The organism is Hydrogenophaga sp. T66, from assembly GCF_057219855.1.
Genome location: NZ_JBXVVX010000001.1, coordinates 1,577,825 through 1,602,262, shown reverse-complemented (window position 1 = coordinate 1,602,262; position 24,438 = coordinate 1,577,825). Strand labels below are relative to the sequence as shown.

Sequence of the window (24,438 nt, the reverse complement as noted above, 5' to 3'; positions counted from 1 at the left end):
ACACCTCAGAGGAAAACATTCACATGGCTATCGTTGAAGTCAAAGTTCCGCAGCTGTCCGAATCCGTGGCCGAAGCCACCCTGCTGCAGTGGAAGAAAAAAGTCGGTGAGGCGGTTGCCGCCGACGAGATCCTGATCGACATCGAGACCGACAAGGTCGTGCTCGAGTGCCCGGCGCCGGCCGGCGGCGTGCTGGTCGAGATCCTGCAGGGCGACGGCTCGACCGTCGTGGCCGAGCAGGCGATTGCCCGCATCGACACCGCCGCGGTGGCGGGCGCCTCCGCACCCGTGGCCGCTGCAGTGACTGCCCCGGCTGCCCCGGCGGCGGCCCCCGCCGCGGCGGCGGTCGGCGGCACCAGCAAGGCCGGCGTGGCCATGCCCGCCGCCGCCAAACTGATGGCCGACAACGGCCTGGCCGCCGGCAGTGTGGCCGGCACCGGCAAGGACGGCCGCGTCACCAAGGGTGATGTGCTGGCCGCCGTGGCGGCGCCCAAAGCGCCGGTCGCCGCACCCGTCGCCATCCCCACCGGCGCGCCGACGAAGGTGCTGCCGCAGATCCCGGTGGCTACCCCGGACCTGGGTGACCGTCCGGAGGAGCGGGTGCCGATGACCCGCTTGCGCGCCCGCGTCGCCGAGCGCCTGCTGCAGTCCCAGGCGACCAACGCCATCCTGACCACGTTCAACGAGGTCAACATGGCGCCCGTCATGGAAATGCGCAAGCGCTTCCAGGAGAAGTTCGAGAAGGAGCACGGCGTCAAGATCGGCTTCATGAGCTTCTTCGTGAAGGCCGCGGTGCACGCCCTCAAGAAGTACCCGATCCTCAACGCCTCGGTGGACGGCAACGACATCGTCTACCACGGCTACTTCGACATCGGCATCGCGGTGGGTTCGCCGCGTGGCCTGGTGGTGCCGATCCTGCGCAACGCCGACCAGATGAGCTTTGCCGACATCGAGAAGAAGATCGCCGAGTTTGGTCAGAAGGCCAAGGACGGCAAGCTCGGTCTGGAAGAGATGACCGGGGGCACCTTCTCCATCAGCAACGGCGGCGTGTTCGGCTCGATGCTGTCCACCCCGATCATCAACCCGCCTCAGTCGTCCATCCTGGGCGTGCACGCCACCAAGGACCGCGCGGTGGTGGAGAACGGGCAGATCGTGATCCGCCCGATCAACTACCTCGCCATGTCCTACGACCACCGCATCATCGACGGCCGAGAGGCCGTGCTGGGGCTGGTGGCCATGAAGGAAGCGCTGGAAGATCCGGCCCGCCTGCTGTTTGACATTTGACCCACCCCCGCGCCGCGCCGGGTGGCGCGTCACCCCCTTCAGGGGGCAACGCAAGCAGACCGGCCGAGCCGGATCTGCGGCGTTTCTCGACAAGTCACCCCGCGCAGCGAGCGCGGACAACTGAAAGCATTTTCATGAGCCAGCAATTCGACGTCATCGTCATCGGCGGCGGGCCGGGCGGGTACATCGCCGCCATCCGCGCGGCCCAACTGGGCTTCAAGGTCGCCTGCATCGACGAGTGGAAGAACGCGGCCGGCGGCCCCGCGCCGGGCGGCACCTGCACCAACGTGGGCTGCATTCCGTCCAAAGCCCTGCTGCAATCGAGCGAGCATTTCGAGCACGCCAATCACCACTTCGCGGACCACGGCATCAGCGTCAAGGACGTGAAGATCGACGTCGCCAAGATGGTGGCGCGCAAGGACGCGGTCGTGAAGCAGAACAACGACGGCATCCTCTACCTGTTCAAGAAGAACAAGGTCACGTTCTTCCACGGTCGTGGCTCGTTCGTGCGCGCCGTGGAGGGCGGCTACGAGATCGCCGTCAAAGGTGCCAAGGACGACACGCTGACCGGCAAGCAGGTGATCGTGGCGACCGGTTCCAACGCCCGTGCGTTGCCCGGCGCGCCCTTCGACGAGGAGCACATCCTCTCCAACGACGGTGCGCTGCGCCTCGGCGCGGTGCCGAAAAAGCTGGCGTTGATCGGTTCGGGCGTGATCGGCCTGGAGATGGGGTCCGTGTGGCGCCGCCTCGGTGCCGAGGTGACCATTCTGGAAGGTTTGCCGACTTTCCTGGGCGCGGTCGACGAGCAAATCGCCAAGGAAGCCAAGAAGGCCTTCGACAAGCAGGGCCTGAAGATCGAGCTGGGCGTGAAGGTCGGTGAGATCAAGGCCGGCAAGAAGGGGGTCAGCGTGGCGTACACCAACGCCAAGGGCGAGGCCCAGACGCTGGACGCCGACAAGCTCATCGTCTCCATCGGCCGCGTGCCGAACACGGTCGGCCTGAATGCCGAGGGCGTGGGCCTGCAGCTTGATGAGCGCGGCGCCATTGTGGTGGACGGCGACTGCAAGACCAACCTGCCGGGCGTGTGGGCGGTGGGCGACGTGGTGCGCGGCCCCATGCTGGCGCACAAGGCCGAAGAGGAGGGCGTGGCCGTGGCCGAGCGCATCGCCGGCCAGCACGGACACGTCAACTTCAACACGATTCCGTGGGTGATCTACACCAGCCCCGAGATCGCATGGGTCGGCGAGACCGAACAGCAGCTCAAGGCCCGCGGTGCGGCCTACAAGGCCGGCACGTTCCCCTTCCTGGCCAACGGCCGTGCGCGCGCCCTGGGCGACACGACCGGCATGGTCAAGTTCCTGGCCGACGCGGCGACCGACGAAATCCTGGGCGTTCACATCGTGGGCCCGATGGCCAGCGAGCTGATTGCCGAGGCCGTGGTGGCCATGGAGTTCAAGGCCAGCGCGGAGGACATCGCGCGGATCTGCCACGCGCATCCGTCGTTGTCCGAAGCGACCAAGGAAGCCGCGCTCGCGGTGGACAAGCGCACCCTGAACTTCTGACCCTGCCTTGAGCGTCCGCCAAGCCTACGAAGCCGCGCTGCGCGAGCGCGGCTACTCGCCCGACCCCGCCCAGCTGCGTGCCGTGGACGCGCTGGAGCGGTGCGCGCGCGAGTGGGCGGCCTACAAGCAGAAGCGCTCCAATGCGCTGAAGAAGCTCATCAACCGCCCGGACATCCCGCGCGGGGTGTACATGTTTGGCGGCGTCGGCCGTGGCAAGAGCTTCCTCATGGATTGCTTCTTCCACGCCGTGCCGCTCAAGCGCAAGACCCGGCTGCATTTCCACGAGTTCATGCGCGAGGTGCATCGCGAACTGCGCGACCTGCAAGGCACGCAGAACCCGCTGGATGTGCTGGGTGAGCGCATGGCCCAGCGCTACAAGCTCATCTGTTTCGACGAGTTCCACGTGGCCGATGTGACGGATGCGATGATCCTGCACCGGCTGCTGGATGCGTTGTTCCGCAATGGCGTGGGCTTCGTCACCACCTCCAATTTCCACCCCGACCAGCTGTATCCCGACGGGCTGCACCGCGACCGCATCCTGCCGGCGATTGAGCTGCTCAAGTCGCGGCTGGAGGTGATCAATGTGGACAACGGCACCGACTACCGGCGCCGCACGCTCAACCACATCGACCTGTACCACACCCCGCTCGGTCCCCAGGCGGAAGCCGCGATGGAGCGGACCTTCAGCGAGCTGGCCGAGGCGGCCGATGGCGATCCGGTGATGACGATCGAGTCACGCCAGATCCGTGCGGTGCGTCGCGCCGGGGGCGTGATCTGGTTCGACTTCCGTACCCTCTGCGGCGGGCCGCGTTCGCAGAACGACTACCTCGAGATCGCCAGCCAGTTCCACACGGTGTTTTTGTCCAACGTGCCGCAGATGTCGGTGCGCCAGGCGTCGGAAGCGCGGCGGTTCACCTGGCTGATCGACGTCCTCTACGACCGGCGCTGCAAGCTGGTGATGTCAGCGGCGGTGCCGCCAGAGCAGCTCTACACCGAAGGGCCGATGGCCCACGAGTTTCCCCGCACGGTGTCGCGGCTCACCGAGATGCAGTCGCAGGAATTCCTGTCGCTCGAGCACCGGCTGGTGGACACCGGCCTGACCTGAGCCCCGCTCAGATCGGTTCGAGCTTGACCACCACCAGCGACAGGTTGTCGCCACCGCCCTTGGCGCGGGTGCGCGCCTTCTGAATCAGGAACTCGCAGGCTTCGCGCGGCGTGAGCATGGTCAGGGTGCTGGCGAGTTCGTCGGGCGAAAAGTAGTGCCACAGGCCATCGCTGCAGGCCATGACGGCGTCGCCCGGCAACAGCTTTTTGACGTGGTACAGGTCCACCGGCGGGTCGTTTTCGGTGCCCAGGCAGCCCATCAGGATGTTGGCGTGCGGGTGATCGAGCGCCTGCTGCTCGGTGAGCTCGCCCTGGTTGATCAGGCTTTGCACGTAAGAATGATCGAGCGTGCGGTGGGCCATCTTGCCCTGGCGGAAGTGGTAGACGCGGGAGTCGCCGGCGTGGATCCAGTGCGATTCGCCGCCGGGCATCACCACGAAGGCGGCGATCGTGCTGTGCGGTTCCTGCTCGGCCGCCACGGCGGTGAGTTTGATGACGATGTGGGATTCCTCGACGATGCGCTTGAGCAGGTCGCGGGCGTCATCGGTCTCGGGGTCGAAGCGGTGGAACAGCTGCTGCGCGGTGAGCATCACCTGATCCGACGCTTTGCGCCCGCCGCTGCGCCCGCCCATGCCGTCGGCCACCACCGCGAGCAGGCAGCTGCGGATGCGGGGATGACTCATCAGCGTCACCTGGTCCTGCTGGTACTCCCGGTCGCCCTTGTGGATGCCGGTGGATGCCTGGATGCGGTAGCCTGTGGACATGGTGAGCAGTGAGGGCGTGACGGAAAAGGGCAGATCGGTCGATGCCAGACGGGAGGACTGTCGCGTTCGCGATGGTAGCGGTGAACCCGACGCTCGCCCACGCACGAGGTGGTCCGTCCTCGCCCTGGTGAATGTACCCACGAATGTACCCACGAACGGACGCTGATCGGCCCCATTGATGCCTCCGTCATGACCGCCCACCCTGTTGTTCCCCCGTTCGACGACCCGGCGGCGTCGTCAGCGCCGGGCGATCCGCCCTCGGAAGCCACCGTCCGTGCCGTCGACGCTGCGTTGGCGCCGGATGGTCCGCTGGCCCGCGCCTGGACCGGGTGGCGCGATCGGCCGGGCCAGCGGGCCTTGGCCCGCGCGGCGGCCGAGACCATCGCCTCGGGGGGCGTGCTGGCCGCGCAGGCCGGCACGGGGGTGGGCAAGACGCTGGCCTATCTGGTGCCGCTGTTGCTCAGTGGCCGACGGGCGATCCTCTCCACGGCGACACAGGCGCTGCAGGATCAGCTGTTCCACCGTGACATCCCCGCGGTCGCTGGGGCGCTGCAGCGGCCGGTGCGCGTCGCGCTGTTGAAGGGGCGCAGCGCCTATCTGTGCCGCCACCGGCTCCAGCAGGCCGCAGCGGGTGCCGTCGGCGCCGTGCCCGATCTGGCGCTGGCGCGGGCACTCCCGCGGGTGCTGGCGTGGTCGGCGGTCACGCGCCGGGGCGATCTGGCCGAACTGGGGCCGCTGTCCCACGGCGCGTGGCGGGAGCGCATCACCGCGACCCGCGAGCAATGCCTGGGCACCGAGTGCCCCGAGGCGGCCACCTGCCACGTGTTCGCCGCCCGGCGGGAAGCGCTCGCGGCGGACTGGGTGGTGGTGAACCACCACGTGCTGATGGCCGACCAGGGCGTGCGCGAGTCGGGCCAGGCGGCGCTGCTGCCCAGCGCCGACGTGGTGGTCGTGGACGAAGCCCATGCGTTCAACGACACGGCGATCGGCTTCCTCGGCCGGCAACTGGGCAGCGCCGGCCTCGCTCGTCTGGTGGCCGACGTGCAGCGGGTGGGCGCCGCACACGCCGCGGGCCTCGGCGCCTGGGCCCGTTTGGGTGCCGACCTCACCTTGGCCGGCCGGTCTCTCGCCCAGGCCACTGGCGGCGGGGTCGCCGAGGAGCGCCGGCCCTGGGACGACGGAGCGCCGGCTGGCGCCGACGGCCCGGTGTGGCGATCGGCCGCCGTGCAGCTCGACCGCGCCTTGGGCGCGCTGCACACGGCGCTGCTGGCGGTGGCCGATCTGACCCCCGACCTGCGCCGACTGAGTGAACGGGCCGCGTCGCTGCGGTCGGACTGGCGCTCGCTGGCGGGCGCGCCCGCGGCCGACGGCTGGGTTCGCTGGTGGGAACGTCCCGCGCCGGGCCGGTGGCGCGCGGTGATGACGCCGGCGGATTGCGGTGAGGCCTTCCAGCCGTGGACCGAGGCCGCGGCCACCGGACAGGCCTGGGTGTTTACCTCCGCCACACTCGACACCGATCCGCGGCTTGCTGGCTTCGCCCGCGCGCTCGCGCTGCCCGCGGCGGCCCGCGTGGTGCGCGTGCCCGGGGGGTTCTACCACGCGCGGCAGGCCGCCTTGCACATTCCCAGCGACCTCCCGGAGCCGGGTGACGATGGCCACAGCGAGGCCCTGGCCGCCCGCGTGGCGGTGTGGGCCGAGCGCCTCGGCGGGCGTACCCTCGTCTTGACCACCACCCGGCGGGCGGCGCGGCGGATCGCCGAGGCGTTGGCCGTGCGCGTGTCCGGGGGCCTGACGGTGCTGGCGCCGTCAGCCGCCGAGCGCACCGCCGCCTTGCAGCGCTGGCAGCGTGCGGGCGGGCAGGGGATGGTGATGGTGGGAGCCGGGGCGTTTTGGCAGGGCGTGGACCTGCCGGGGGACATGCTTCAGCTGGTGGTGATCGACAAGCTGCCGTTCGCCCCGCCCGACGATCCCGTGCACCGGGCGCGCCTGGCGCGGGCCGAGGCGGCCGGGCTGGATGGGTTTGTCGCAGTGTCGGTGCCGCAGGCGGCGCTCACCCTGGCGCAGGGGGTGGGGCGCTTGATTCGCGGCGAGAGCGATCGCGGCGTGGTGGTGATCGGCGATCCGCGCCTGTGGCGCCGGCCTTATGGGGCGGCGGTGCTGGAAGCCCTGCCGCCGATGGCGGCCCTCACCGATGAGCAGGCGATGGCGCGCGCCCTTGACGCGCTCGTCGGACTCACCAGATCTTCCACCAAGGATCTGCTTTCGTCCGGAAACCCTGGCTGAGGAATTCGCTCTTCGGGTAGCTCGCTTGCAACACCCGCCGCGTGTCGTCGCGCAGTTGCGTCATGCCCAGCGCGTCGTAGGCCTTCACCATGATGAACAGCGCCTCTTCCAGCGCCGGCGCGTCGGCGTACTCGCTCACCGCTGCCTGGGCGCGGTTGATCGCCGCCACGTGGGCGCCGCGGCTCAGGTAGTAGCGCGCCACGTGCACTTCGTACGCCGCCAGGGAGTTGACGATGTAGGTCATGCGGGCCCGCGCATCCGGGCTGTACTTGGAGTCCGGGAAGCGGGTCACCAGTTCGCGGAAGGCTTCGAACGATTCCTTGGCGGCCTTCTGGTCGCGCTCGGACAGATCCTGCCGCGCCAGCGCGCCAAACAGGCCCAGGTTTTCGTTGAAATTGACCAGGCCCTTCAGGTACAGGGCGTAGTCCATCGCGGGGCTGGCCGGGTGCAGGCGCTGGAAGCGTTCCAGCGTGGCCAGGGCCTGCGCGCGGTCACCCGCCTTGTATTGGGTGAACGCCTTGTCGATCTGGGCCTGCTGGGCCAGCGGCGTGCCCGCGGCGCGGCCTTCGAGCTTCTCCAGGTGAGACACCGCCTTTTCATAGTTGCCGGCGTTGCGCTCATCGGTCGCTTCGCGGTAGAGCTTGTTGGGGCTCCATTTCGCGGTCTCGTCCACGGTGGTCGTGCTGCACGCCGCCAGCAGGGCGCTGGCCAGGGCCACGGCCGATAATCTCAGGCTCACTCTCACAACGACACCTCGACACAGACTGCAGATGGAAGCCACGGAGTATATCGACGGGGGTGGCCGCGAGGGGCCGTCCGCCGGGGAGGATGCCCCGGACGACTGGATCGCCGAGGCCGAGCTGCGGGCACTCACCGTCCCGGCCGACGGCCACGGCCAGCGCGTGGACCGGGTGCTGGCGGGGCTGGTGCCGGCCCTGTCCCGCTCCTACCTGCAGCAGCTTATCGCCGATGGCGCGCTGCGCTGGCGCGGGCAGGTGTGCACCAAGGCCGCCGCCCGCGTGGCCGCCGGCGATCCGCTGCAGATCGAGTTGCGCCCCACGCCGCAGGCCCAGGCGTTCGTACCGGAGCCCATGGCTTTGGACGTGGTCCATGAGGATGCCCACCTGCTGGTCATCGACAAGCCGGTGGGGCTGGTGGTTCATCCCGCGGCCGGCCACTGGTCGGGCACGCTGCTCAACGGCCTGCTGGCCCACCACGCCGGGGCGGTCGCGCTGCCCCGGGCGGGCATCGTGCACCGGCTGGACAAGGACACCTCGGGCCTGATGCTCGTGGCCAAGACGCGGCCGGCGATGGACGCGCTGGTGGCGGCCATCGCCGCGCGCACCGTGGACCGCCAGTACCTCGCCCTGGCCGGAGGCCGCTGGCATGGCGAGGAGCGGCTGACCATCGACCGCCCCGTGGGCCGCGACCCGGCCAACCGCCTGCGCATGGCGGTGGTCGGGAGCGGCAAACCCGCGCAGACCACGGTGCAGGTGCTGGCGGCGGGGGCCGAAGCCACGCTGCTGGCCTGCAAGCTGCATACCGGGCGGACCCACCAGATCCGCGTGCACCTCGCCCAGCGCGGTCATGCGCTGCTCGGCGATGCGTTGTACGGGGGGAGGGCGCTGTGGGGCCTCACGCGCCAGGGCCTGCACGCCGCATCCCTGCGCCTGGCCCACCCGGTCGACGGGCGTCCGCTGGCCTTCTGGCGCGCCCCGCCGGCCGATCTGCGCGATGCCCTGTCCGCCGGGGGGCTCCGATACAATGAGCCACCGCCGGGGCACGGGCTCATCGACTGAGCGCTGGTTCCCGCCCGCCCTGACGCGACCGACGCGCCCCCGACCGCGCGCCCGTCCTGCCGGCCCCCGCCGCCGGCCCTCCCCAACGCCACGCCACGCCGGCCCGACCGACACATGAACACCACGGATGCCCAGCGTATCCTCGAGACCGCCCTGATTTGCGCGCCCCAGCCGCTGACGGTGCGCGAACTCGGCACGCTGTTCGACGGCGAGGTCGCGGCCGACACGATCAAGACCCTCCTGCTGGACCTCCAGCAGCGCTGGACCGGCCGTGGCGTGGAGCTTGTGCAGGTGGCCAGCGGCTGGCGTTTCCAGAGCCGCCCGGAGCTGCGCCCCTACCTCGACCGCCTGCACCCCGAGAAGCCGCCCAAGTACTCCCGCGCCACCCTGGAGACGCTGGCCATCATTGCCTACCGCCAGCCAGTCACCCGCGGGGACATGGAAGACATCCGCGGCGTCACCATCAATTCCCTGATCCTCAAGCAGCTGGAAGACCGCGGCTGGATCGAGGTCATCGGCCACCGCGAAACGGTCGGCCGTCCGGCGCTCTTTGCCACCACCCGCCAGTTCCTCGACGACCTCGGGATCGCCTCGCTCAACGAACTGCCCCCGCTGGAAGCCAGCGAGGTGCAGGAATCCGCGCTGGGCACGCTCGACTTCGGCGCGCTCGCCCAGCGTCTGGAGGCCGGCTCCACCGCCGCCGACAGCCCTGCCGAGGATCCCCCGACCGAGGCCGCGGCGGCCGTGGACGCGGCAAGCGCTGACACCGCCGCCCCTGAAACGGCGGATCCCGCCGCCCCCACCGAGAACCCTTCCGCATGACCACCACCCCGACGCCCGCTGACCCGCCCGAGGCCGTCGCGCCCGGTCCTGCCGCCGCCCCGGTGTCGCCGACCACCCACCCCGCCGACGACGCCCTGCGTTTCGACGATGTGGTCAGCGGCGCCTACGACGCCGAACCGGCGCCCGATGCCCCGGCCGCGGCCCACAAGCGCGTGCTCGCGCCCCAGGCCGAGTCCCCGAAGCTTCACAAGGTGTTGGCCCAGGCCGGCATGGGTTCGCGCCTCGAGATGGAGCAGCTGATCCTTGAGGGGCGCATCTCGGTCAACGGCGAACCGGCCCACATCGGCCAGCGGATTCAGTTTGGCGATGTCATCAAGGTCAACGGCAAGCCGGTGCGCGTGCGCATGACGCCGCCGCCGCCGCGCGTGTTGGCGTACCACAAGCCGGTCGGCGAGGTCGTCACCCACGACGACCCGCAGAACCGGCCCACCGTGTTCCGTCGCCTGCCGCGTCTGCCGCAAGGCAAGTGGCAGTCCGTGGGCCGGCTGGACCTGAACACCGAAGGCCTGCTGCTGTTCACCAACTCCGGTGAACTGGCCAACCGCCTGATGCACCCGCGCTTCGGCTTGCAGCGCGAGTACGCCGTCCGGGTGCTGGGCGCGTTGTCGAACGAAGAAAAGCAGCGCCTGCTCGACGGCATCACCCTGGATGACGGGCCGGCGCAGTTCCTGTCTATCGATGACGGCGGTGGCGAGGGCGCCAATTGCTGGTACCGCGTGACCATCGCCGAAGGCCGCAACCGCGAGGTGCGCCGCCTGTTCGAGGCCATCGGCCATGCGGTCAGTCGTCTGATCCGCATCCGCTACGGCGCCATGCTGCTGCCGCGGGGCCTGCGCCGCGGCGCGTGGGTTGAACTCGACGAGCGCGACATCGCGCGCCTGACCGCCGCCGCCGGCATGCCCACCCCGGCGCCCGAGCGGACGGGCCGGCCGGGGCCGGGCGGTCGCGGCGGCGCCGCCCGCGACGACGCGCGTCCCGCGAAACCGCGCCGCAACAAGGTCGGCCGTGGTCCGGCCACGCCGCCCGCGCCGCGCGGCGCTCCGCCGGCCAGCGCGCCGCCCGGTCGCCGGGCTGCGCCAGCCGGCAAAGGATCATCCGGCAAGGGATCGTCCGGCCGCGCTGGTCAGCCCGACCCGATGAAGACCTCCATGGGCTACATCGGTCAGGACGCGCTGCAGCGCCGCCGCGCGCAGGACGCCGCGCGTGGCAAAGGCCGCCGGGGCGGACCGGCGCGCTGACCCGGCGTCAGACCCCCGGCGCCATCGGGTTGTCCCGGGCGCCATGTAGAATCGTGGGCTCTGCACTTTCGCGTGCAACCCCTTGAATTTCAACCAAAACTCAGGACGAACATGGCCCTCGAACGCACCCTCTCGATCATCAAACCCGACGCCGTCGCCAAGAACGTGATCGGCCAGATCTACGCCCGCTTCGAGGCCGCTGGCCTGAAGGTGGTGGCCGCCAAAATGGCCCACCTCTCCCGCGCCGAAGCCGAGCAGTTCTATGCCGTGCACAAAGCCCGCCCCTTCTTCAAGGATCTCGTGGACTTCATGGTCAGCGGCCCGGTGATGATCCAGGTGCTCGAAGGCGAAGGCGCCATCGCCAAGAACCGCGACCTGATGGGTGCCACCGACCCGAAGAAGGCCGCTCCCGGCACCATCCGCGCCGATTTCGCCGACAGCATCGACGCCAACGCGGTGCACGGCTCCGACGCCCCGGAAACCGCCGCCGTGGAAGTGGCTTTCTTCTTCCCGGGCATGAACGTCTACTCGCGCTGAAGCGCGCCGGACGCAGTCCGATGACGGTCAATCTGCTCGACTTCGACCTCGACGGGTTGGCCGCCTTTTGCGAGCGGCTGGGCGAGAAGCGGTTTCGCGCCGTCCAGTTGTTCCGCTGGATTCACCAGAAGGGTGAGTCCGATTTCTCCCGGATGACCGACCTCGCGCGCAGCCTGCGCGACAAGCTGCCCTCGGCAGCGGCCGTGGTCGGCTTGCCGGTGCTGTCGCGCCAGGATTCGGCCGACGGCACGATCAAGTGGCTGTTTGACGTCGGGGGCGGCAACGCCGTCGAGACGGTTTACATCCCCGAAGACGACCGGGGCACGCTGTGCGTCTCGTCCCAGGCCGGTTGCGCCGTGGGTTGCCGTTTCTGCTCCACCGGACACCAGGGTTTTTCCCGCAACCTCACCACCGGCGAAATCCTGGCGCAGCTCTGGCAGGCCGAGTTTTTCCTGCGCCAGCATCTCGGGCGCAGCGAGCGCGTGATCACCAACGTGGTGATGATGGGCATGGGCGAGCCGCTGCAGAACCCGCACGCGCTGATCCCCGCGCTGCGCGTGATGCTCGACGACCACGGCTACGGCCTGTCCCGCCGCCGCGTCACGGTGTCGACCTCCGGCGTCGTGCCCATCATGGCGCGGCTGGCCACCGAATGTCCGGTGGCGCTCGCGGTGTCGCTGCACGCGCCCAACGACCCGCTGCGCGACCATTTGGTACCGCTGAATCGCAAGTACCCGCTGGCCGAGCTGCTCGACGCCTGTCTGGCCTACCTGCCCGCGGCGCCGCGCGACTTCATCACCTTCGAATACTGCATGCTCGACGGCGTGAACGACACGCCGGATCACGCCCGGGAATTGCTGCAGTTGCTGCGCCAGCACCGCGGCCGCGGCGTGCCCTGCAAGATCAACCTCATTCCGTTCAATCCGTTTCCCGACTCGGGCCTGCGCTGCTCGTCGCGCGCCGCGGTGAGCCGCTTTGCCCAGATCCTGCAGGATGGCGGTCTGGTGACCACGGTACGCAAGACGCGCGGCGATGACATCGACGCGGCCTGCGGGCAACTGGCGGGCGACGTGCTGGATCGCACCCGTGCCGCCGAGCGGCTCGCGCGCCGGCGCACCACCACCGAGTCCCCCATCCGCATCGTCCGTCCCGACCCCGAAAGGCAGGCATGAACCGAAGCGCTTCCCTCGACCTCCACCGAACGGCCCGCCTGGGGCTGGCCCTGCTCCTGTCGGCGGGCGCGCTGGTCTGGCTGGCTGGCTGCGCCTCGCCGGCGGCGCAGGGCAGCGGGGCGCGGACCGTCACCCGGGGTGAACCCGTCACCGCGTCGGACGAGCCCGAGGCCCGGCGTCGGGCCCGCATCCGGACCGAGCTCGCGGCGAATTATTTCGATCAGGGCCAGACCACGGTGGCGCTCGACGAGATCAAGCTGGCGCTGGCGGCCGACGCGACCTACGCCCCGGCCTGGTCGCTCCGTGGCCTGGTCTACATGCGGCTGAACGACGCCGCCCTGGCGGAGGAGAGCTTCCAGCGCGCGGTGCAGATTAACCCGCGCGACCCGGATGTGTTGCACAACTACGGCTGGTTCGCCTGTCAGCAGGCCCGCTACGCCCAGTCCACCGAGCTGTTCGGCCGAGCGCTGGCCAGCCCGGTGTACGGTGGGCAGGCGCGGACCCTGTTGGCGCAGGGCGTGTGCCAGCTGCGCGCGGGCCAGTTGTCGGAGGCCGAGGCCAGCCTGGCCCGTTCTTACGAGCTCGACCCGGCCAACCCGATTTCGGCCTACAACCTGGCGTCGCTGCTCTACCGCCGCGGCGAGGCGCAGCGCGCCCAGTTCATCATCCGGCGCGTCAACAACGGTGAGTTCGCCAACGCGGAGACGCTGTGGCTGGGCGTGCGCGTGGAGCGGCGCCTGGGCAACCGCGAGGCCGCGGCCCAGCTGGGCCAGCAGCTGGCGCGCCGATTCCCCGATTCGCCCCAGTGGGCAGCCCACCAGCGCGGAGCCTTCGATGAGTGAAGCCGACGCCCCCGCGTCCCTCCCCAGCCGACCCGAGTGCCTGCGCGAGGCCCGCGAAGCCGCCGGTCTTCACATCGCGGCGCTGGCGGCGGCCCTGAAAGTGCCGGTGCGCAAGCTGGAGTTGCTGGAGGCAGGCCGCTACGACGCGCTGCCCGACCTGACCTTCGCCCGCGCGCTGGCGTCAAGCGCCTGCCGGCACTTGCGCATCGACCCGGCGCCGGTGCTGGCCCAGATTCCCGTGAGCCCGACGCCCCAGCTGGTGCCGCCGAGTCCGGTCGGCGTGGGTTCTTACCGGGCCGATGGTGAGGCGCCGCGGGCCAACCCGGCGGGCTGGTTGTCGCGTCCGGCGGTGTTGGCGGCCATCGCCTTGCTGCTGGGCGCCTTGGTGCTCGTGTTTCTGCCGCGTGCCGCCACCCCGCCGACACCGGCGGCCGTGGTGGAGCCTGCCCCGGCCCCGGCCCAGCCCCCGATCGCCCCCGCGCTTGTGTCTGCCGAGCCGGCCCCGCCCGTGATGAGCGCGCCCACGGCCGCGCCGCCGGGGGCCGAGCCGGCCGTGCCCGCCCCCGCAACGCCCGCTGCCCCCGAAGCGGCAGCCGCGCCGTCGGCGACGCCCGCGAGCCCGGCCACACCCCCGCCCGCGCCCGCGCCCGCGCCCGCGCCCGCGTCCGCGTCCGCCTCGGCGCTGTTGCCTCCGTCGGGTCAGCCCAACCCCGTCAGCCCCTCGGCGGCGCCCGCCGCGTCCAACGCCCCCGCTGCGTCAGCCGCCGCCGTGCTGCGCATCGAGGCCACGGGAGAGACCTGGGTCGAGGTCAGCCGGGCCGGTGGTGTGCCCACGCAGCGGTTGCTTCGCGCTGGCGACCACCTGGAGTTCAGCGACCCAGCGCCCTACGGGGTGGTGATTGGTCGTGCGGAAGCGGCCCGCGTGACGGTCCGCGGTCAGCCGTTTGACGCGGCTGCGCTCGCCCGCAACAGCGTGGCGCGCTTCGAGGTGAAGTGAGGGAATGCCCGTGAGCGACGCCATCAGCCAACCCATCCCGCTGTTTCAGCCGCCGCGCCGGCGCACCCGGCAGGGCGTGGTGCGCTGGGGCGACCACGCGGTCACCGTCGGCGGCGACGCGCCGGTGCGCGTGCAGTCGATGACCAACACCGACACGGCCGATGCCATCGCCACCGCGATTCAGGTCAAGGAACTCGCCCAAGCGGGCTCCGAGCTGGTCCGCATCACCGTCAACAACGACGAAGCTGCCCGCGCCGTGCCCTACATCCGCGAGCAGCTTGATCGCATGGGCGTGCCCGTGCCGCTGATCGGCGATTTCCACTACAACGGCCACCGCCTGCTCACCGACCACCCGGCTTGCGCCGAAGCCTTGTCGAAGTACCGCATCAACCCCGGCAACGTGGGTCGCGGGGAAAAAGGCGACCGGCAGTTTGGCCAGATGGTCGAGATCGCGGCCCGCCACGGCAAGCACATCCGCATCGGGGTGAACTGGGGCAGCCTGGATCAAGACCTGCTGGCGCGACTGATGGACGAAAACGCGGGTCGCGACCGCCCCTGGGACGCGCGTCAGGTCATGTACGAGGCGCTGATCACCTCGGCCGTCGAGTCGGCCCGCAAGGCCGAGGCGATCGGCCTGCCGGGGGAAAACATCGTGCTGTCCTGCAAGGTCAGCGCGGTGCAGGACCTGATTGCCGTCTACCAGGCCCTGGCCCAACGCTGCGACTACGCGCTGCACCTCGGTCTCACCGAAGCCGGCATGGGCACCAAGGGCGCGGTGGCTTCGACCGCGGCGCTGTCGGTGTTGCTCCAGCAGGGCATCGGCGACACCATCCGCATCTCCCTCACGCCGCAGCCCGGTGAGTCCCGCACGCAGGAAGTCGTGGTCGGCCTGGAGATCCTGCAGGCGCTGGGACTGCGCACTTTTGTGCCCGCTGTCACTGCCTGCCCCGGCTGCGGCCGCACGACCAGCACCACCTTCCAGGAACTCGCCAAGCAGATCGACGACTACCTGCGTGGCTCCATGCCGGTCTGGCGCGAGCGCTACCCCGGTGTGGAGGCGCTCAAGGTGGCGGTGATGGGCTGCATCGTCAACGGCCCCGGCGAAAGCAAGCACGCCGACATCGGCATCAGCCTGCCCGGCACGGGCGAGGCCCCCGCCGCGCCGGTGTACATCGACGGCCAGAAGGCCCTCACGCTGCGCGGCGAGGGCATTGCCCGCGAATTCCAGTCGATCGTTGAGAACTACATCGAAAAACGCTTTGGCGAGCGCGCGTGATCGCGCGGCCCGCCCCACGTCTGTTGCGTCCCCATGGCTGAAAAACTGGTTGCCGTCAAAGGCATGAACGACATCGCGCCGCCGCAGTCGGCGCACTGGGAGTGGCTCGAAGCCACGCTGCGCGAGCTGATGGCCGGCTACGGCTACCGCAACCTGCGCACGCCCATCGTGGAGCCCACGGCGCTGTTTGTCCGCGGCCTGGGCGAGGTCACCGACATCGTCGAGAAGGAGATGTATTCCTTCGAGGACAAGCTCAACGGTGAACACCTCACGCTGCGGCCCGAGAACACCGCCGGCGTGGTCCGCGCGGCGCTGGAGAGCAACATGCTCTACGACGGCCCGAAGCGGCTGTATTACCTTGGACCGATGTTTCGCCATGAGCGCCCGCAGCGCGGCCGCTACCGCCAGTTCCACCAGTTCGGCGCCGAAGCGCTGGGTCTGGCTGGCCCCGATGTGGACGCCGAGCTGATCGTGCTGGCCTGCGACCTGTGGGCGCGACTCGGTCTGCAGGGCATCGAGCTGGAGATCAACAGCCTGGGCCAGCCGGCCGAGCGGCTGGCGCACCGGCAGGCGCTGATTGCTTATCTCGAGGCCCACGCCGACCAGCTCGACGAGGACGCCCGCCGCCGGCTGCACACCAACCCGCTGCGCATCCTCGACACCAAGAACCCCGCGATGCAGGCGCTGGTGAACGGTGCGCCCCGGCTCATGGACCACCTCGGTGAGGCCTCGCTGGCCCACTTCAATGGCCTGCGGGCGTTGCTCGATGCGCACGGCATCGCCTACCGCATCAACCCGCGCCTGGTGCGCGGCATGGACTACTACAACCTCTCCGTCTTCGAGTTCGTCACCACCCAGCTCGGCTCGCAGGGCACCGTGTGCGCCGGCGGCCGGTACGACGGCCTGTTCGAGCAGATCGGCGGCAAGCCGACGCCGGCCGTGGGCTGGGCGCTCGGGATGGAGCGCATCCTGGAACTCCTCAAGGAGCAGTCGCGGTTGCCTGACGCGCCGGTGCCCGACGCCTACGCGGTGGTGCCCGACGCCGCCGCTCTGCCCCGGGCGATGCCGGTGCTGCGGGCACTGCGCCAGCGCGGCGTGCGGGTGCAGATGCACGCCGCCAGTGCCGAGGGCATGGGCAGCATGAAGTCGCAGTTCAAGAAGGCCGACGCCAGCGGCGCCCGGCACGCGCTCGTGTTTGGCGAACAGGAACTGGCCGCCGGGGCCGTGGCGGTCAAGCCGCTGCGCGGCGTGCGCGACGCCGCGGCGCAGGCCACGTGCGCGCTCGACGACCTCGATGGACTCGCCCGCCGCCTTCGCGACTGACCCGGCTCCCCGGGACCGCCACCTACAATCCCGCATCTTCAAAACCCGCCCCCATGGCCAAACACCTCAACCTCGAAGAGCAGGAACAGCTCGACCAACTGAAGTCCTTCTGGACCAAGAACGGCAACTGGATCACCTGGCTGTTGATCGCGGTGCTGGGCTCGTTCGCGGCCTGGAACGGCTGGAACTATTGGCAGCGCACCCAGTCGGCCCAGGCCGCGGCCCTGTTTGACGAGATCGACCGCGCCGTGATCGCCAAGGATCTGGCGCGCACCGAGCAGGCCACGGGCGACATGCAGTCCCGTTTCGGCCGCACGACCTTTGCGGTGCAGGCCAGCCTGCTGGCCGCCAAGGCCCACGTCGAAGCCGGTCAGGCCGACAAGGCACGTGCCGATCTCGCTTGGGTCATCGCCGAGGCGAAAGACGACTCCCACCGCGCGGTTGCGCGCCTGCGCCTGGCGGCGGTGGAACTCGAAGCCGGCCAGGCCGACGCCGCACTCAAGGCGCTGGAGGGTCCCGTGCCGCCATCGTTTGAGGCGCTGGTGGCAGATCGCCGGGGCGACGTCCTGATGAGCCAGGGCAAGTCGGCCGACGCGCGCGCCGCGTACGAGAAAGCGTGGAGCGGCCTGGCCGCCGACGCCGACTACCGCCGTCTGGTGGAGATCAAGCTGGCCTCGCTCGGCGTCGACAAGACCGCCGCGCCGGCCACCGAAGGAACCAAGCCATGACCCTCCGATTCCTCGCCCGTGGGGCGGGCGCGCTGCTGGTGCTGGCCGCGCTGGCCGCCTGCTCGTCCAAACCCAAGGCGCCCGAGCCGGCGCCGCTGCCGCCGCCGGCCCAGTTGATGGGTACCCGGCAGGCGTGGACCGTTCAGGTGGGCGAGTCGCCGGTCGGTCTGTCGCCGGTGTTTGCGGGCGGGCGGGTGTTCGCCGCCGGTGCGAGCGGCACCGTGGTGGCCATCGATGCCGGCAGCGGCGCCGAGGCCTGGCGGGCCAGTCTGGGCACACCGCTGTCCGCCGGCGTGGGCAGCGACGGCGTGACGGCCGCCGTGATCACCCGCGACAACCACCTGGTGGCGGTGCGTGACGGCCGCGAGTTGTGGCGCCAGCGTCTGGCGGCCCGCAGCTTCACCGCGCCGCTGGTCGCCGGTCAGCGTGTCTTCGTGCTGACCGCCGACCGCAGCGTCAGTGCCTTCGATGCGGGCAACGGTGCGCGCCTGTGGACGCAGACGCGCACCGCCGATCCCCTGGTGCTCAACCAGCCGGGCGCGCTCCTCGCGGTGGGCGACACCCTCGTCGCCGGGCTGTCCGGCCGGCTGGCCGGGCTCAACCCCGACAACGGCGCCGTGCGCTGGGAGGCGCCGCTGGCGTCGCCGCGCGGCACCAATGAGGTGGAGCGCCTGGTCGATATCGTCGGTCCTGCGGGTCGTCTGGGGGGCAGCGTGTGCGCCCGCGCGTTCAACGCGGCCGTCGGCTGTGTGGACGCGACGCGGGGTTCGGTCGTCTGGAGCCGACCGGCCCAGGGCACCACCGGGATTCACGGGGACGATCGCCTCGTGTTCGGCACCGAATCGGACGGCCGCGTGCTGGCGTGGCGCCGCGAGTCCGGCGAACCGGCCTGGACCTCCGAACGCCTGAAGTACCGCACGCTGGGCGCGCCACTGGCCCTGGGCCGCGTGGTCGCCATCGCCGACAGCAACGGCCTCGTGCACCTGGTGTCGCGCGAGGACGGCACCGAAATGACCCGCCTGAGCACCGACGGCTCGCCGATCGTTGCCACCCCGCTGCTGGCGGGCGATGCGCTCGTCGTTCAGACGCGCAACGGCGGCCTGTTCGCCTGGCGCCCCCAATAACCTGGCGCCCGCGTCAACCCCGCATGTCCCTCAAACCCGTCATCGCCCTCGTGGGCCGGCCCAACGTCGGCAAATCCACACTCTTCAACCGCCTGACGGGCACCCGTGACGCCATCGTCGCGGACTTCGCCGGCCTCACCCGGGACCGCCACTACGGCAACGGCCGGGTCGGGCGGCGCGAATTCATCGTCATCGACACGGGCGGTTTCGAGCCCGACGCCGGCGAGGGCAGCATCTACCGCGAAATGGCCAAGCAGACGCGGCAGGCCGTGGCCGAAGCGGACGTGGTGGTCTTTGTCGTGGACGCCCGGGCCGGCCTCAGCGCCCAGGACCACGAGATCGCCGGCTACCTGCGCCGCCTGGGCAAGCCGTGCGTGCTGGTCGCCAACAAGGCCGAGGGCATGACCCAAGGCGCGCAATTGGTGGAATTTTTCGAGTTGGGGCTCGGGGAAGTGCTCCCGGTGTCCGGTGCCCACGGGCAGGGCGTGCGCTCCATGCTGGAGCAGGCGCTGGAGGCGATCCCGGGCCTCCCGCCGGAAGACGAAGAGGAACCCGAGGCCGACAGCGGCGTGATCCGGCTGGCTGTGGCCGGACGCCCCAACGTGGGCAAATCCACGCTGATCAACGCGTGGCTGGGTGAGGAACGACTGGTGGCGTTCGACATGCCGGGCACGACCCGTGACGCCATCACCGTTCCGTTTGAACGAAACGGCCAGCGCTTCGAGCTGATCGACACCGCCGGTATCCGCAAAAAGGGCAAGGTGTTCGAGGCGATCGAGAAGTTCTCGGTGGTCAAGACACTGCAGGCCATTGAGGGCGCCCACGTGGTGTTGCTCCTGCTCGACGCCACCCAGGGTGTCACCGAACAGGACGCCCATATCGCTGGCTACATCCTGGAGAGCGGCCGCGCGGTGGTGGTCGCCATCAACAAATGGGACGCGATCGACCGCTACCAGCGGGAGCAAATCGAGCGTCAGGTGGAGACCCGGCTGGCGTTCCTCAAGTTCGCCTCCTTGCACCTCATCTCAGCCTCCCGCCGTCAGGGTCTGGGCCCGGTCTGGAAATCCATCGCGCAGGCCCACGCCTCGGCCATGCGCAAGATGCCGACGCCGCTGTTGACGCGGCTGTTGCAGGAGTCGGTGGCGTTTCAGGCGCCGCCCAAGGGCGGCATGTACCGCCCGAAAATGCGCTACGCCCATCAGGGCGGCATGAATCCCCCCGTCATCGTGATCCACGGCAACTCGCTGGAACACGTGCCGGAGGTGTACCGGCGGTTTTTGGAAGGTCGGTTCCGCAAGGCCTTCGACCTCGTCGGCACGCCGTTGCGCATCGAATTCAAGACCTCGGACAACCCGTTCAAGGAAGCTTGAGGCCTTTCACAGCGGCAGAACAGCCCTTTGCCGCGCTCGGCAACCCGCTGTGGTATGTTCCGCCCATCCCCAACCCTTGAACACGGAGCATATCGTGAGCAACAACAAAGGCCAGCTCTTGCAAGACCCCTTCCTGAACCAGTTGCGTCGGGAACATGTGCCGGTGTCCATTTATCTGGTCAACGGCATCAAGCTGCAAGGCCAGATCGAGTCCTTTGACCAGTACGTCGTGCTGCTGCGCAACACGGTGACCCAGATGGTGTACAAGCACGCGATCTCCACCATCGTGCCCGGGCGTCCGGTGCAGTTCTCGGTGAACCCCCCCGACGACAGCTCGGCCTCCTGACAACGTCGGTACGCCGGCGACCGTGCGCCCCGACGGGCGACGAACGCGTTCCCATTGAATCCTTCCCCCACCCGCCCCACCACCCCGCCTGCCGTGATCCTGGTCGGGGTGGACTTCGGGCTGCCTCACTTTGACGGCGAGCTTGAAGAGCTCGGCCAACTCGCCCAGACCGCCGGCTACACCGTGGCGGGCCGTGTCACGTGCAAACGCCGGGCCCCTGACCCCGCCCTGTTTGTGGGCAGTGGCAAAGCCGAGGAAATCCAGCTGCTGGCCCAGACCACGGGCGCTACCGAGGTGTTGTTCGACCAGGCGCTCAGCCCGGCGCAGCAGCGCAACCTCGAGCGCACCCTGGAGCGCCCGGTCAACGACCGCACCCTGCTGATTCTGGAAATCTTCGCCCAGCGCGCGCGCAGCCACGAAGGCAAGCTGCAGGTCGAGCTGGCACGGCTGCAGTACCTGTCGACGCGCCTGGTCCGACGCTGGTCGCACCTGGAGCGCCAAAGTGGTGGCATCGGCATGCGCGGCGGCCCGGGCGAGACGCAGATCGAGCTTGACCGGCGCATGATCGCGGAGGCCATCAAGCGCACCCGCGAGCGCCTCGACAAGGTCAAGCGCCAGCGCGCCACGCAGCGCCGTCAGCGCGAGCGGCGCGACGCGTTCAACATTTCCCTGGTGGGCTACACCAACGCCGGGAAAAGCTCGCTCTTCAACGCCCTCACCAAAGCGCGCAGCTACGCGGCCGATCAGCTGTTTGCCACGCTCGACACCACCACCCGCCAGCTCTACCTGGGCGAAGCGGGCCGGTCGGTGTCGCTGTCAGACACCGTGGGCTTCATCCGGGACCTGCCGCACGGGCTGGTCGAAGCCTTCGCCGCCACGCTGCAGGAGGCCGCCGACGCCGATTTGCTGCTTCACGTGGTTGACGCCGCCAACCCTGAGCACCCGGAACAGATCGGTGCGGTCATGGGCGTGCTGCGGGACATCGGTGCCGCCGATGTGCCTCAGGTGCTGGTGTTCAACAAACTCGACGCGTTGCCGCCCGAGCGTCAGCCGCTGGAGCGGGAAGACACGATGGACGTTGACGGTCGGGTGCTCCCGCGCCTGTTTGTCTCGGCCGCCACCGGCGACGGATTGCCGGCGTTGCGAGCCTTCCTGTCCCGGCGGGTCATCGATTCCCTGCGTGGCGATGACCCCACAAACCGCGGCGCGATGTCCGATCTCGGGAACCACGCCGCCTGATTGGGCACAATGTCTATAACCCACATAAACCGCCCAACACCATGGATGTGAACTGGCAGCACCCGGACAACGCCGCGAAGACCGCCACGACCAGCGCCGCACGGAGCGCTGCAGGCGAGCGACGCGGCTGGCGCCGCTGGATCGGCGCCTTCAACCTCAACGACCCCCGCTGGGGTCGCGGCGACGAGCCGCGCAACGACAACAACGGCGACGGCGGCGCTCCGCAGCGTCCGCGGGGCCAGGGCCCCAACCAGGGCCCGCCAGATCTTGACGAGCTGTGGCGCGACCTCAACCGCAAACTGGGTGGCCTGCTCGGCAACAAGGGCCGTGGCGGTGGTCAGGGTGGCGGGGCGGGCGGAGGAGGGACGGGCGGTTTCAGCCCCAACCCCAAGGCCGCCGGCATCGGTGTGGGCCTGGTCGCTGCGGTCGCCGCGCTGATCTGGCTGGGCACCGGGTTCTTCATCGTGCAGGAAGGTCAGCAGGCGGTGATTACCCAGTTCGGCCGCTACCACAGCACGGTGGGTGCCGGCTTCAACTGGCGTCTGCCGTTCCCGATCCAGCGCCATGAAACCGTCTTCGTGACCCAGATCCGTTCGGTGGATGTGGGGCGTGACAACATCGTGCCGGCCACGGGCTTGCGCGAGTCGGCCATGCTGACCGAAGACGAAAACATCGTCGAGATCAAGTTCGCGGTCCAGTACCGCCTGAACGACGCCCGCGCTTTCCTGTTCGAGAGTCGCGACCCGGACCTTTCCGTGGTCAAGGCGGCCGAAACGGCCGTGCGCGAAGTGGTCGGCAAGATGAAGATGGACGCAGCGCTGGCCGAAGAGCGCGATCAGATCGCCCCGCGGGTGCGCGCGCTGATGCAGACGATCCTGGACCGGTACAAGGTCGGCATTGAAGTCGTCGGCATCAACCTGCAGCAGGGCGGTGTGCGCCCGCCGGAGCAGGTGCAGGCCGCCTTCGACGACGTACTGCGCGCCGGACAGGAACGCGAGCGTGCCAAGAACGAGGCGGAAGCCTATGCCAACGACGTGGTGCCCCGGGCCCGCGGTGCGGCCTCGCGCCTGATTGAAGAGGCGGAAGGCTACCGGTCGCGGATCGTGGCGCAGGCCGAGGGTGATTCGCAGCGCTTCCGCTCGGTGCTGGCGGAGTACCAAAAGGCCCCCCAGGTCACGCGGGAGCGGATGTACACCGATGCCATGCGTGACATCTACGCCAACGTGACCAAGGTGCTCGTGGATTCGCGCGCCGGGTCGAACCTGCTGTATCTCCCGCTCGACAAGATCATCCAGTCCACCGGGCCGGGTGGCGGGGCGTCTGCCGCACCGATGACGGGCAGTCCGGTCACCGCGCCCGCTGCGCCAGCCCCGAACCGCAACGCCGACAACGGCGCAGGCCGCTCGCGTGAGCGCGACACCCGCTGACGCCGGAGCACCGACACCATGAACAAAATCGGTTTCTTCATCACCTCGGTCATCGTCGCGCTGGCGCTGGGCAGCTCCATGCTGTTCGTGGTGGACCAGCGCCAGTACGGCGTCGTGTTCCAGCTCGGCCAGATCAAGCAGGTCGTCACCGAGCCGGGCCTCAATTTCAAGATGCCCCCGCCATTCCAGAACGTGTCCTACATCGACAAGCGGTTGCTCACGCTGGAAAGCGTGGACACCGACCCGATGCTCACGGCCGAGAAGCAGCGCGTGGTGATCGATTGGTATGTGCGCTGGCGCATCAGCGACCCGCAAGCCTACATCCGCAACGTCGGCGTCAATGAGCGCGCCGGATCGCTGCAGCTCAACCGGGTGGTTCGCAACTCGTTCCAGCAGGAAATCAACCGCCGCACGCTCAAGGAGCTGCTCTCGTCGCGGCGCGAGGAGCTGATGGAGTCCGTTAAGCGCGAAGTGCTGGCCGCGGTGAACAGCGCCAACCAGCCGTGGGGCATGGACGTGGTGGACGTTCGGATCACCCGCGTGGACTACGCCGAATCGATCACCGCCTCCGTCTACCAGCGCATGGAAGCCGAACGCAAACGCGTGGCCAACGAACTGCGGTCCACTGGCTTTGCCGAGGGCGAAAAGATTCGTGCCGACGCCGATCGCCAGCGCGAGGTCATCGTGGCTGAGGCCTACCGCGATGCCCAGCGCATCAAGGGTGAGGGCGACGCCAAGGCCGCGGCCGCGTTCGCCTCGGCGTTTGGTCAGGACCCGGCTTTTGCCCAGTTCTACCGCAGCCTTGAAGCCTACAAGTCCAGCTTCTCGGGCAAAGGCGATGTGGTGGTGATTGAGCCCAGCTCGGACTTCTTCCGGGCGATGCGCAGCAGCACGGTCACCGGACCGCGCTGACCACCTCTCAGCCCTCGGCCCATGTCCGACGCACTGTGGCTGGCTTTCGGCCTGGTGCTGGTGTTCGAGGGCTTGATGCCGCTGCTGGTGCCCCAGGCCTGGCGGCGGATGTTCACCGAGGTGCTTCGCCTGCGCGACGGCCAACTCCGGTTCTTCGGTCTGATGAGCGTGGCCGCGGGCTTGCTCGTCGTGTGGATCGTCGGCTGAGACCCGGGCGGGCCTCCGCCGGCCCGGGGAGTGGGTTCCGCACCCCGGTAGAATCGCGGTTT

23 protein-coding genes are annotated in these 24,438 nt (G+C 69.6%); 21 read left to right on the top strand and 2 right to left on the bottom strand.

Annotation, left to right across the window (positions count from 1 at the left end; genetic code table 11):
- The first annotated feature begins 23 nt into the window (after positions 1–23).
- The 3 genes from odhB (at position 24) to zapE (ending at position 3,950) form a co-directional block, all read left to right on the top strand.
- Positions 24–1,283 (top strand): 2-oxoglutarate dehydrogenase complex dihydrolipoyllysine-residue succinyltransferase, encoded by a 1,260-nt coding sequence (gene odhB / locus AC2D80_RS07385; RefSeq protein ID WP_484632326.1) that lies wholly within the window; start codon positions 24–26, stop codon positions 1,281–1,283.
- A gap of 134 nt (positions 1,284–1,417) precedes the next feature.
- Positions 1,418–2,845: a dihydrolipoyl dehydrogenase gene (lpdA, locus tag AC2D80_RS07380; RefSeq protein WP_484632325.1), complete on the top strand. Its 1,428-nt coding sequence runs from the start codon at positions 1,418–1,420 to the stop codon at positions 2,843–2,845.
- 7 nt (positions 2,846–2,852) lie between these two features.
- Positions 2,853–3,950: a cell division protein ZapE gene (zapE, locus tag AC2D80_RS07375; protein WP_484632324.1), complete on the top strand. Its 1,098-nt coding sequence runs from the start codon at positions 2,853–2,855 to the stop codon at positions 3,948–3,950.
- Between the two features lie 7 nt (positions 3,951–3,957).
- Here zapE and AC2D80_RS07370 read toward each other — a convergent pair whose 3' ends face one another.
- Entirely contained in the window at positions 3,958–4,713 is a 756-nt protein-coding gene (locus AC2D80_RS07370) for a PP2C family protein-serine/threonine phosphatase (protein ID WP_484632323.1), read from the bottom strand.
- Between the two features lie 189 nt (positions 4,714–4,902).
- Between AC2D80_RS07370 and AC2D80_RS07365 the strand changes: the two genes are divergently transcribed.
- Positions 4,903–6,996 (top strand): ATP-dependent DNA helicase, encoded by a 2,094-nt coding sequence (locus AC2D80_RS07365; RefSeq protein WP_484632322.1) that lies wholly within the window; start codon positions 4,903–4,905, stop codon positions 6,994–6,996.
- Here the strand turns inward: AC2D80_RS07365 and AC2D80_RS07360 are convergent.
- Positions 6,947–7,714: an outer membrane protein assembly factor BamD gene (locus tag AC2D80_RS07360; RefSeq protein WP_484632321.1), complete on the bottom strand. Its 768-nt coding sequence runs from the start codon at positions 7,712–7,714 to the stop codon at positions 6,947–6,949. The genes AC2D80_RS07365 and AC2D80_RS07360 overlap by 50 nt on opposite strands.
- A gap of 52 nt (positions 7,715–7,766) precedes the next feature.
- On the opposite strand from AC2D80_RS07360, the gene AC2D80_RS07355 reads away from it, so the two are divergent.
- From AC2D80_RS07355 to AC2D80_RS07275, 17 genes are all read left to right on the top strand, one after another.
- The gene (locus tag AC2D80_RS07355; RefSeq protein ID WP_484632320.1) at positions 7,767–8,795 is read left to right on the top strand and encodes an RluA family pseudouridine synthase; all 1,029 of its coding nucleotides are present in this window, start codon (positions 7,767–7,769) and stop codon (positions 8,793–8,795) included.
- A gap of 114 nt (positions 8,796–8,909) precedes the next feature.
- The gene (gene scpB / locus AC2D80_RS07350) at positions 8,910–9,617 is read left to right on the top strand and encodes an SMC-Scp complex subunit ScpB (RefSeq protein WP_484632319.1); all 708 of its coding nucleotides are present in this window, start codon (positions 8,910–8,912) and stop codon (positions 9,615–9,617) included.
- Entirely contained in the window at positions 9,614–10,876 is a 1,263-nt protein-coding gene (locus AC2D80_RS07345) for a pseudouridine synthase (RefSeq protein ID WP_484632318.1), read from the top strand. The genes scpB and AC2D80_RS07345 overlap by 4 nt, the downstream gene beginning before the upstream one ends.
- Positions 10,877–10,987: 111 nt before the next feature.
- Positions 10,988–11,413, top strand: a complete 426-nt coding sequence (gene ndk / locus AC2D80_RS07340) for a nucleoside-diphosphate kinase (protein ID WP_484632317.1) — start codon at positions 10,988–10,990, stop codon at positions 11,411–11,413.
- A 20-nt stretch (positions 11,414–11,433) separates the two neighbouring features.
- A complete protein-coding gene (rlmN, locus tag AC2D80_RS07335; RefSeq protein ID WP_484632316.1) occupies positions 11,434–12,585 on the top strand; it encodes a dual-specificity RNA methyltransferase RlmN in 1,152 nt (383 codons plus the stop codon).
- A complete protein-coding gene (gene pilW, locus AC2D80_RS07330; protein WP_484632315.1) occupies positions 12,582–13,427 on the top strand; it encodes a type IV pilus biogenesis/stability protein PilW in 846 nt (281 codons plus the stop codon). Before rlmN ends, pilW begins: the two co-directional genes overlap by 4 nt.
- Positions 13,420–14,424 carry a helix-turn-helix domain-containing protein gene (locus AC2D80_RS07325; protein ID WP_484632314.1) on the top strand — a complete coding sequence of 335 codons (1,005 nt, stop codon included), beginning with the start codon at positions 13,420–13,422 and terminating at the stop codon, positions 14,422–14,424. Before pilW ends, AC2D80_RS07325 begins: the two co-directional genes overlap by 8 nt.
- Positions 14,425–14,434: 10 nt before the next feature.
- Positions 14,435–15,700, top strand: a complete 1,266-nt coding sequence (gene ispG, locus AC2D80_RS07320; RefSeq protein ID WP_484632313.1) for a flavodoxin-dependent (E)-4-hydroxy-3-methylbut-2-enyl-diphosphate synthase — start codon at positions 14,435–14,437, stop codon at positions 15,698–15,700.
- 33 nt (positions 15,701–15,733) lie between these two features.
- The gene (gene hisS / locus AC2D80_RS07315) at positions 15,734–17,023 is read left to right on the top strand and encodes a histidine--tRNA ligase (protein WP_484632312.1); all 1,290 of its coding nucleotides are present in this window, start codon (positions 15,734–15,736) and stop codon (positions 17,021–17,023) included.
- Positions 17,024–17,076: 53 nt separating this feature from the next.
- Entirely contained in the window at positions 17,077–17,751 is a 675-nt protein-coding gene (locus AC2D80_RS07310) for a YfgM family protein (protein ID WP_484632311.1), read from the top strand.
- Positions 17,748–18,875 (top strand): outer membrane protein assembly factor BamB, encoded by a 1,128-nt coding sequence (bamB, locus tag AC2D80_RS07305; protein WP_484632310.1) that lies wholly within the window; start codon positions 17,748–17,750, stop codon positions 18,873–18,875. Before AC2D80_RS07310 ends, bamB begins: the two co-directional genes overlap by 4 nt.
- A gap of 23 nt (positions 18,876–18,898) precedes the next feature.
- Positions 18,899–20,245 (top strand): ribosome biogenesis GTPase Der, encoded by a 1,347-nt coding sequence (der, locus tag AC2D80_RS07300; protein WP_484632309.1) that lies wholly within the window; start codon positions 18,899–18,901, stop codon positions 20,243–20,245.
- 76 nt (positions 20,246–20,321) lie between these two features.
- Positions 20,322–20,591 carry an RNA chaperone Hfq gene (gene hfq, locus AC2D80_RS07295; RefSeq protein WP_484632308.1) on the top strand — a complete coding sequence of 90 codons (270 nt, stop codon included), beginning with the start codon at positions 20,322–20,324 and terminating at the stop codon, positions 20,589–20,591.
- Between the two features lie 93 nt (positions 20,592–20,684).
- A complete protein-coding gene (hflX, locus tag AC2D80_RS07290) occupies positions 20,685–21,830 on the top strand; it encodes a GTPase HflX (protein WP_484632307.1) in 1,146 nt (381 codons plus the stop codon).
- A 41-nt stretch (positions 21,831–21,871) separates the two neighbouring features.
- Positions 21,872–23,257: an FtsH protease activity modulator HflK gene (gene hflK / locus AC2D80_RS07285; protein WP_484632306.1), complete on the top strand. Its 1,386-nt coding sequence runs from the start codon at positions 21,872–21,874 to the stop codon at positions 23,255–23,257.
- Positions 23,258–23,275: 18 nt separating this feature from the next.
- Positions 23,276–24,169: a protease modulator HflC gene (gene hflC / locus AC2D80_RS07280; RefSeq protein WP_484632305.1), complete on the top strand. Its 894-nt coding sequence runs from the start codon at positions 23,276–23,278 to the stop codon at positions 24,167–24,169.
- A 21-nt stretch (positions 24,170–24,190) separates the two neighbouring features.
- Positions 24,191–24,376, top strand: coding sequence for a DUF2065 domain-containing protein (locus tag AC2D80_RS07275; protein WP_484632304.1), 186 nt, complete (start codon positions 24,191–24,193; stop codon positions 24,374–24,376).
- Positions 24,377–24,438: the final 62 nt, after the last annotated feature.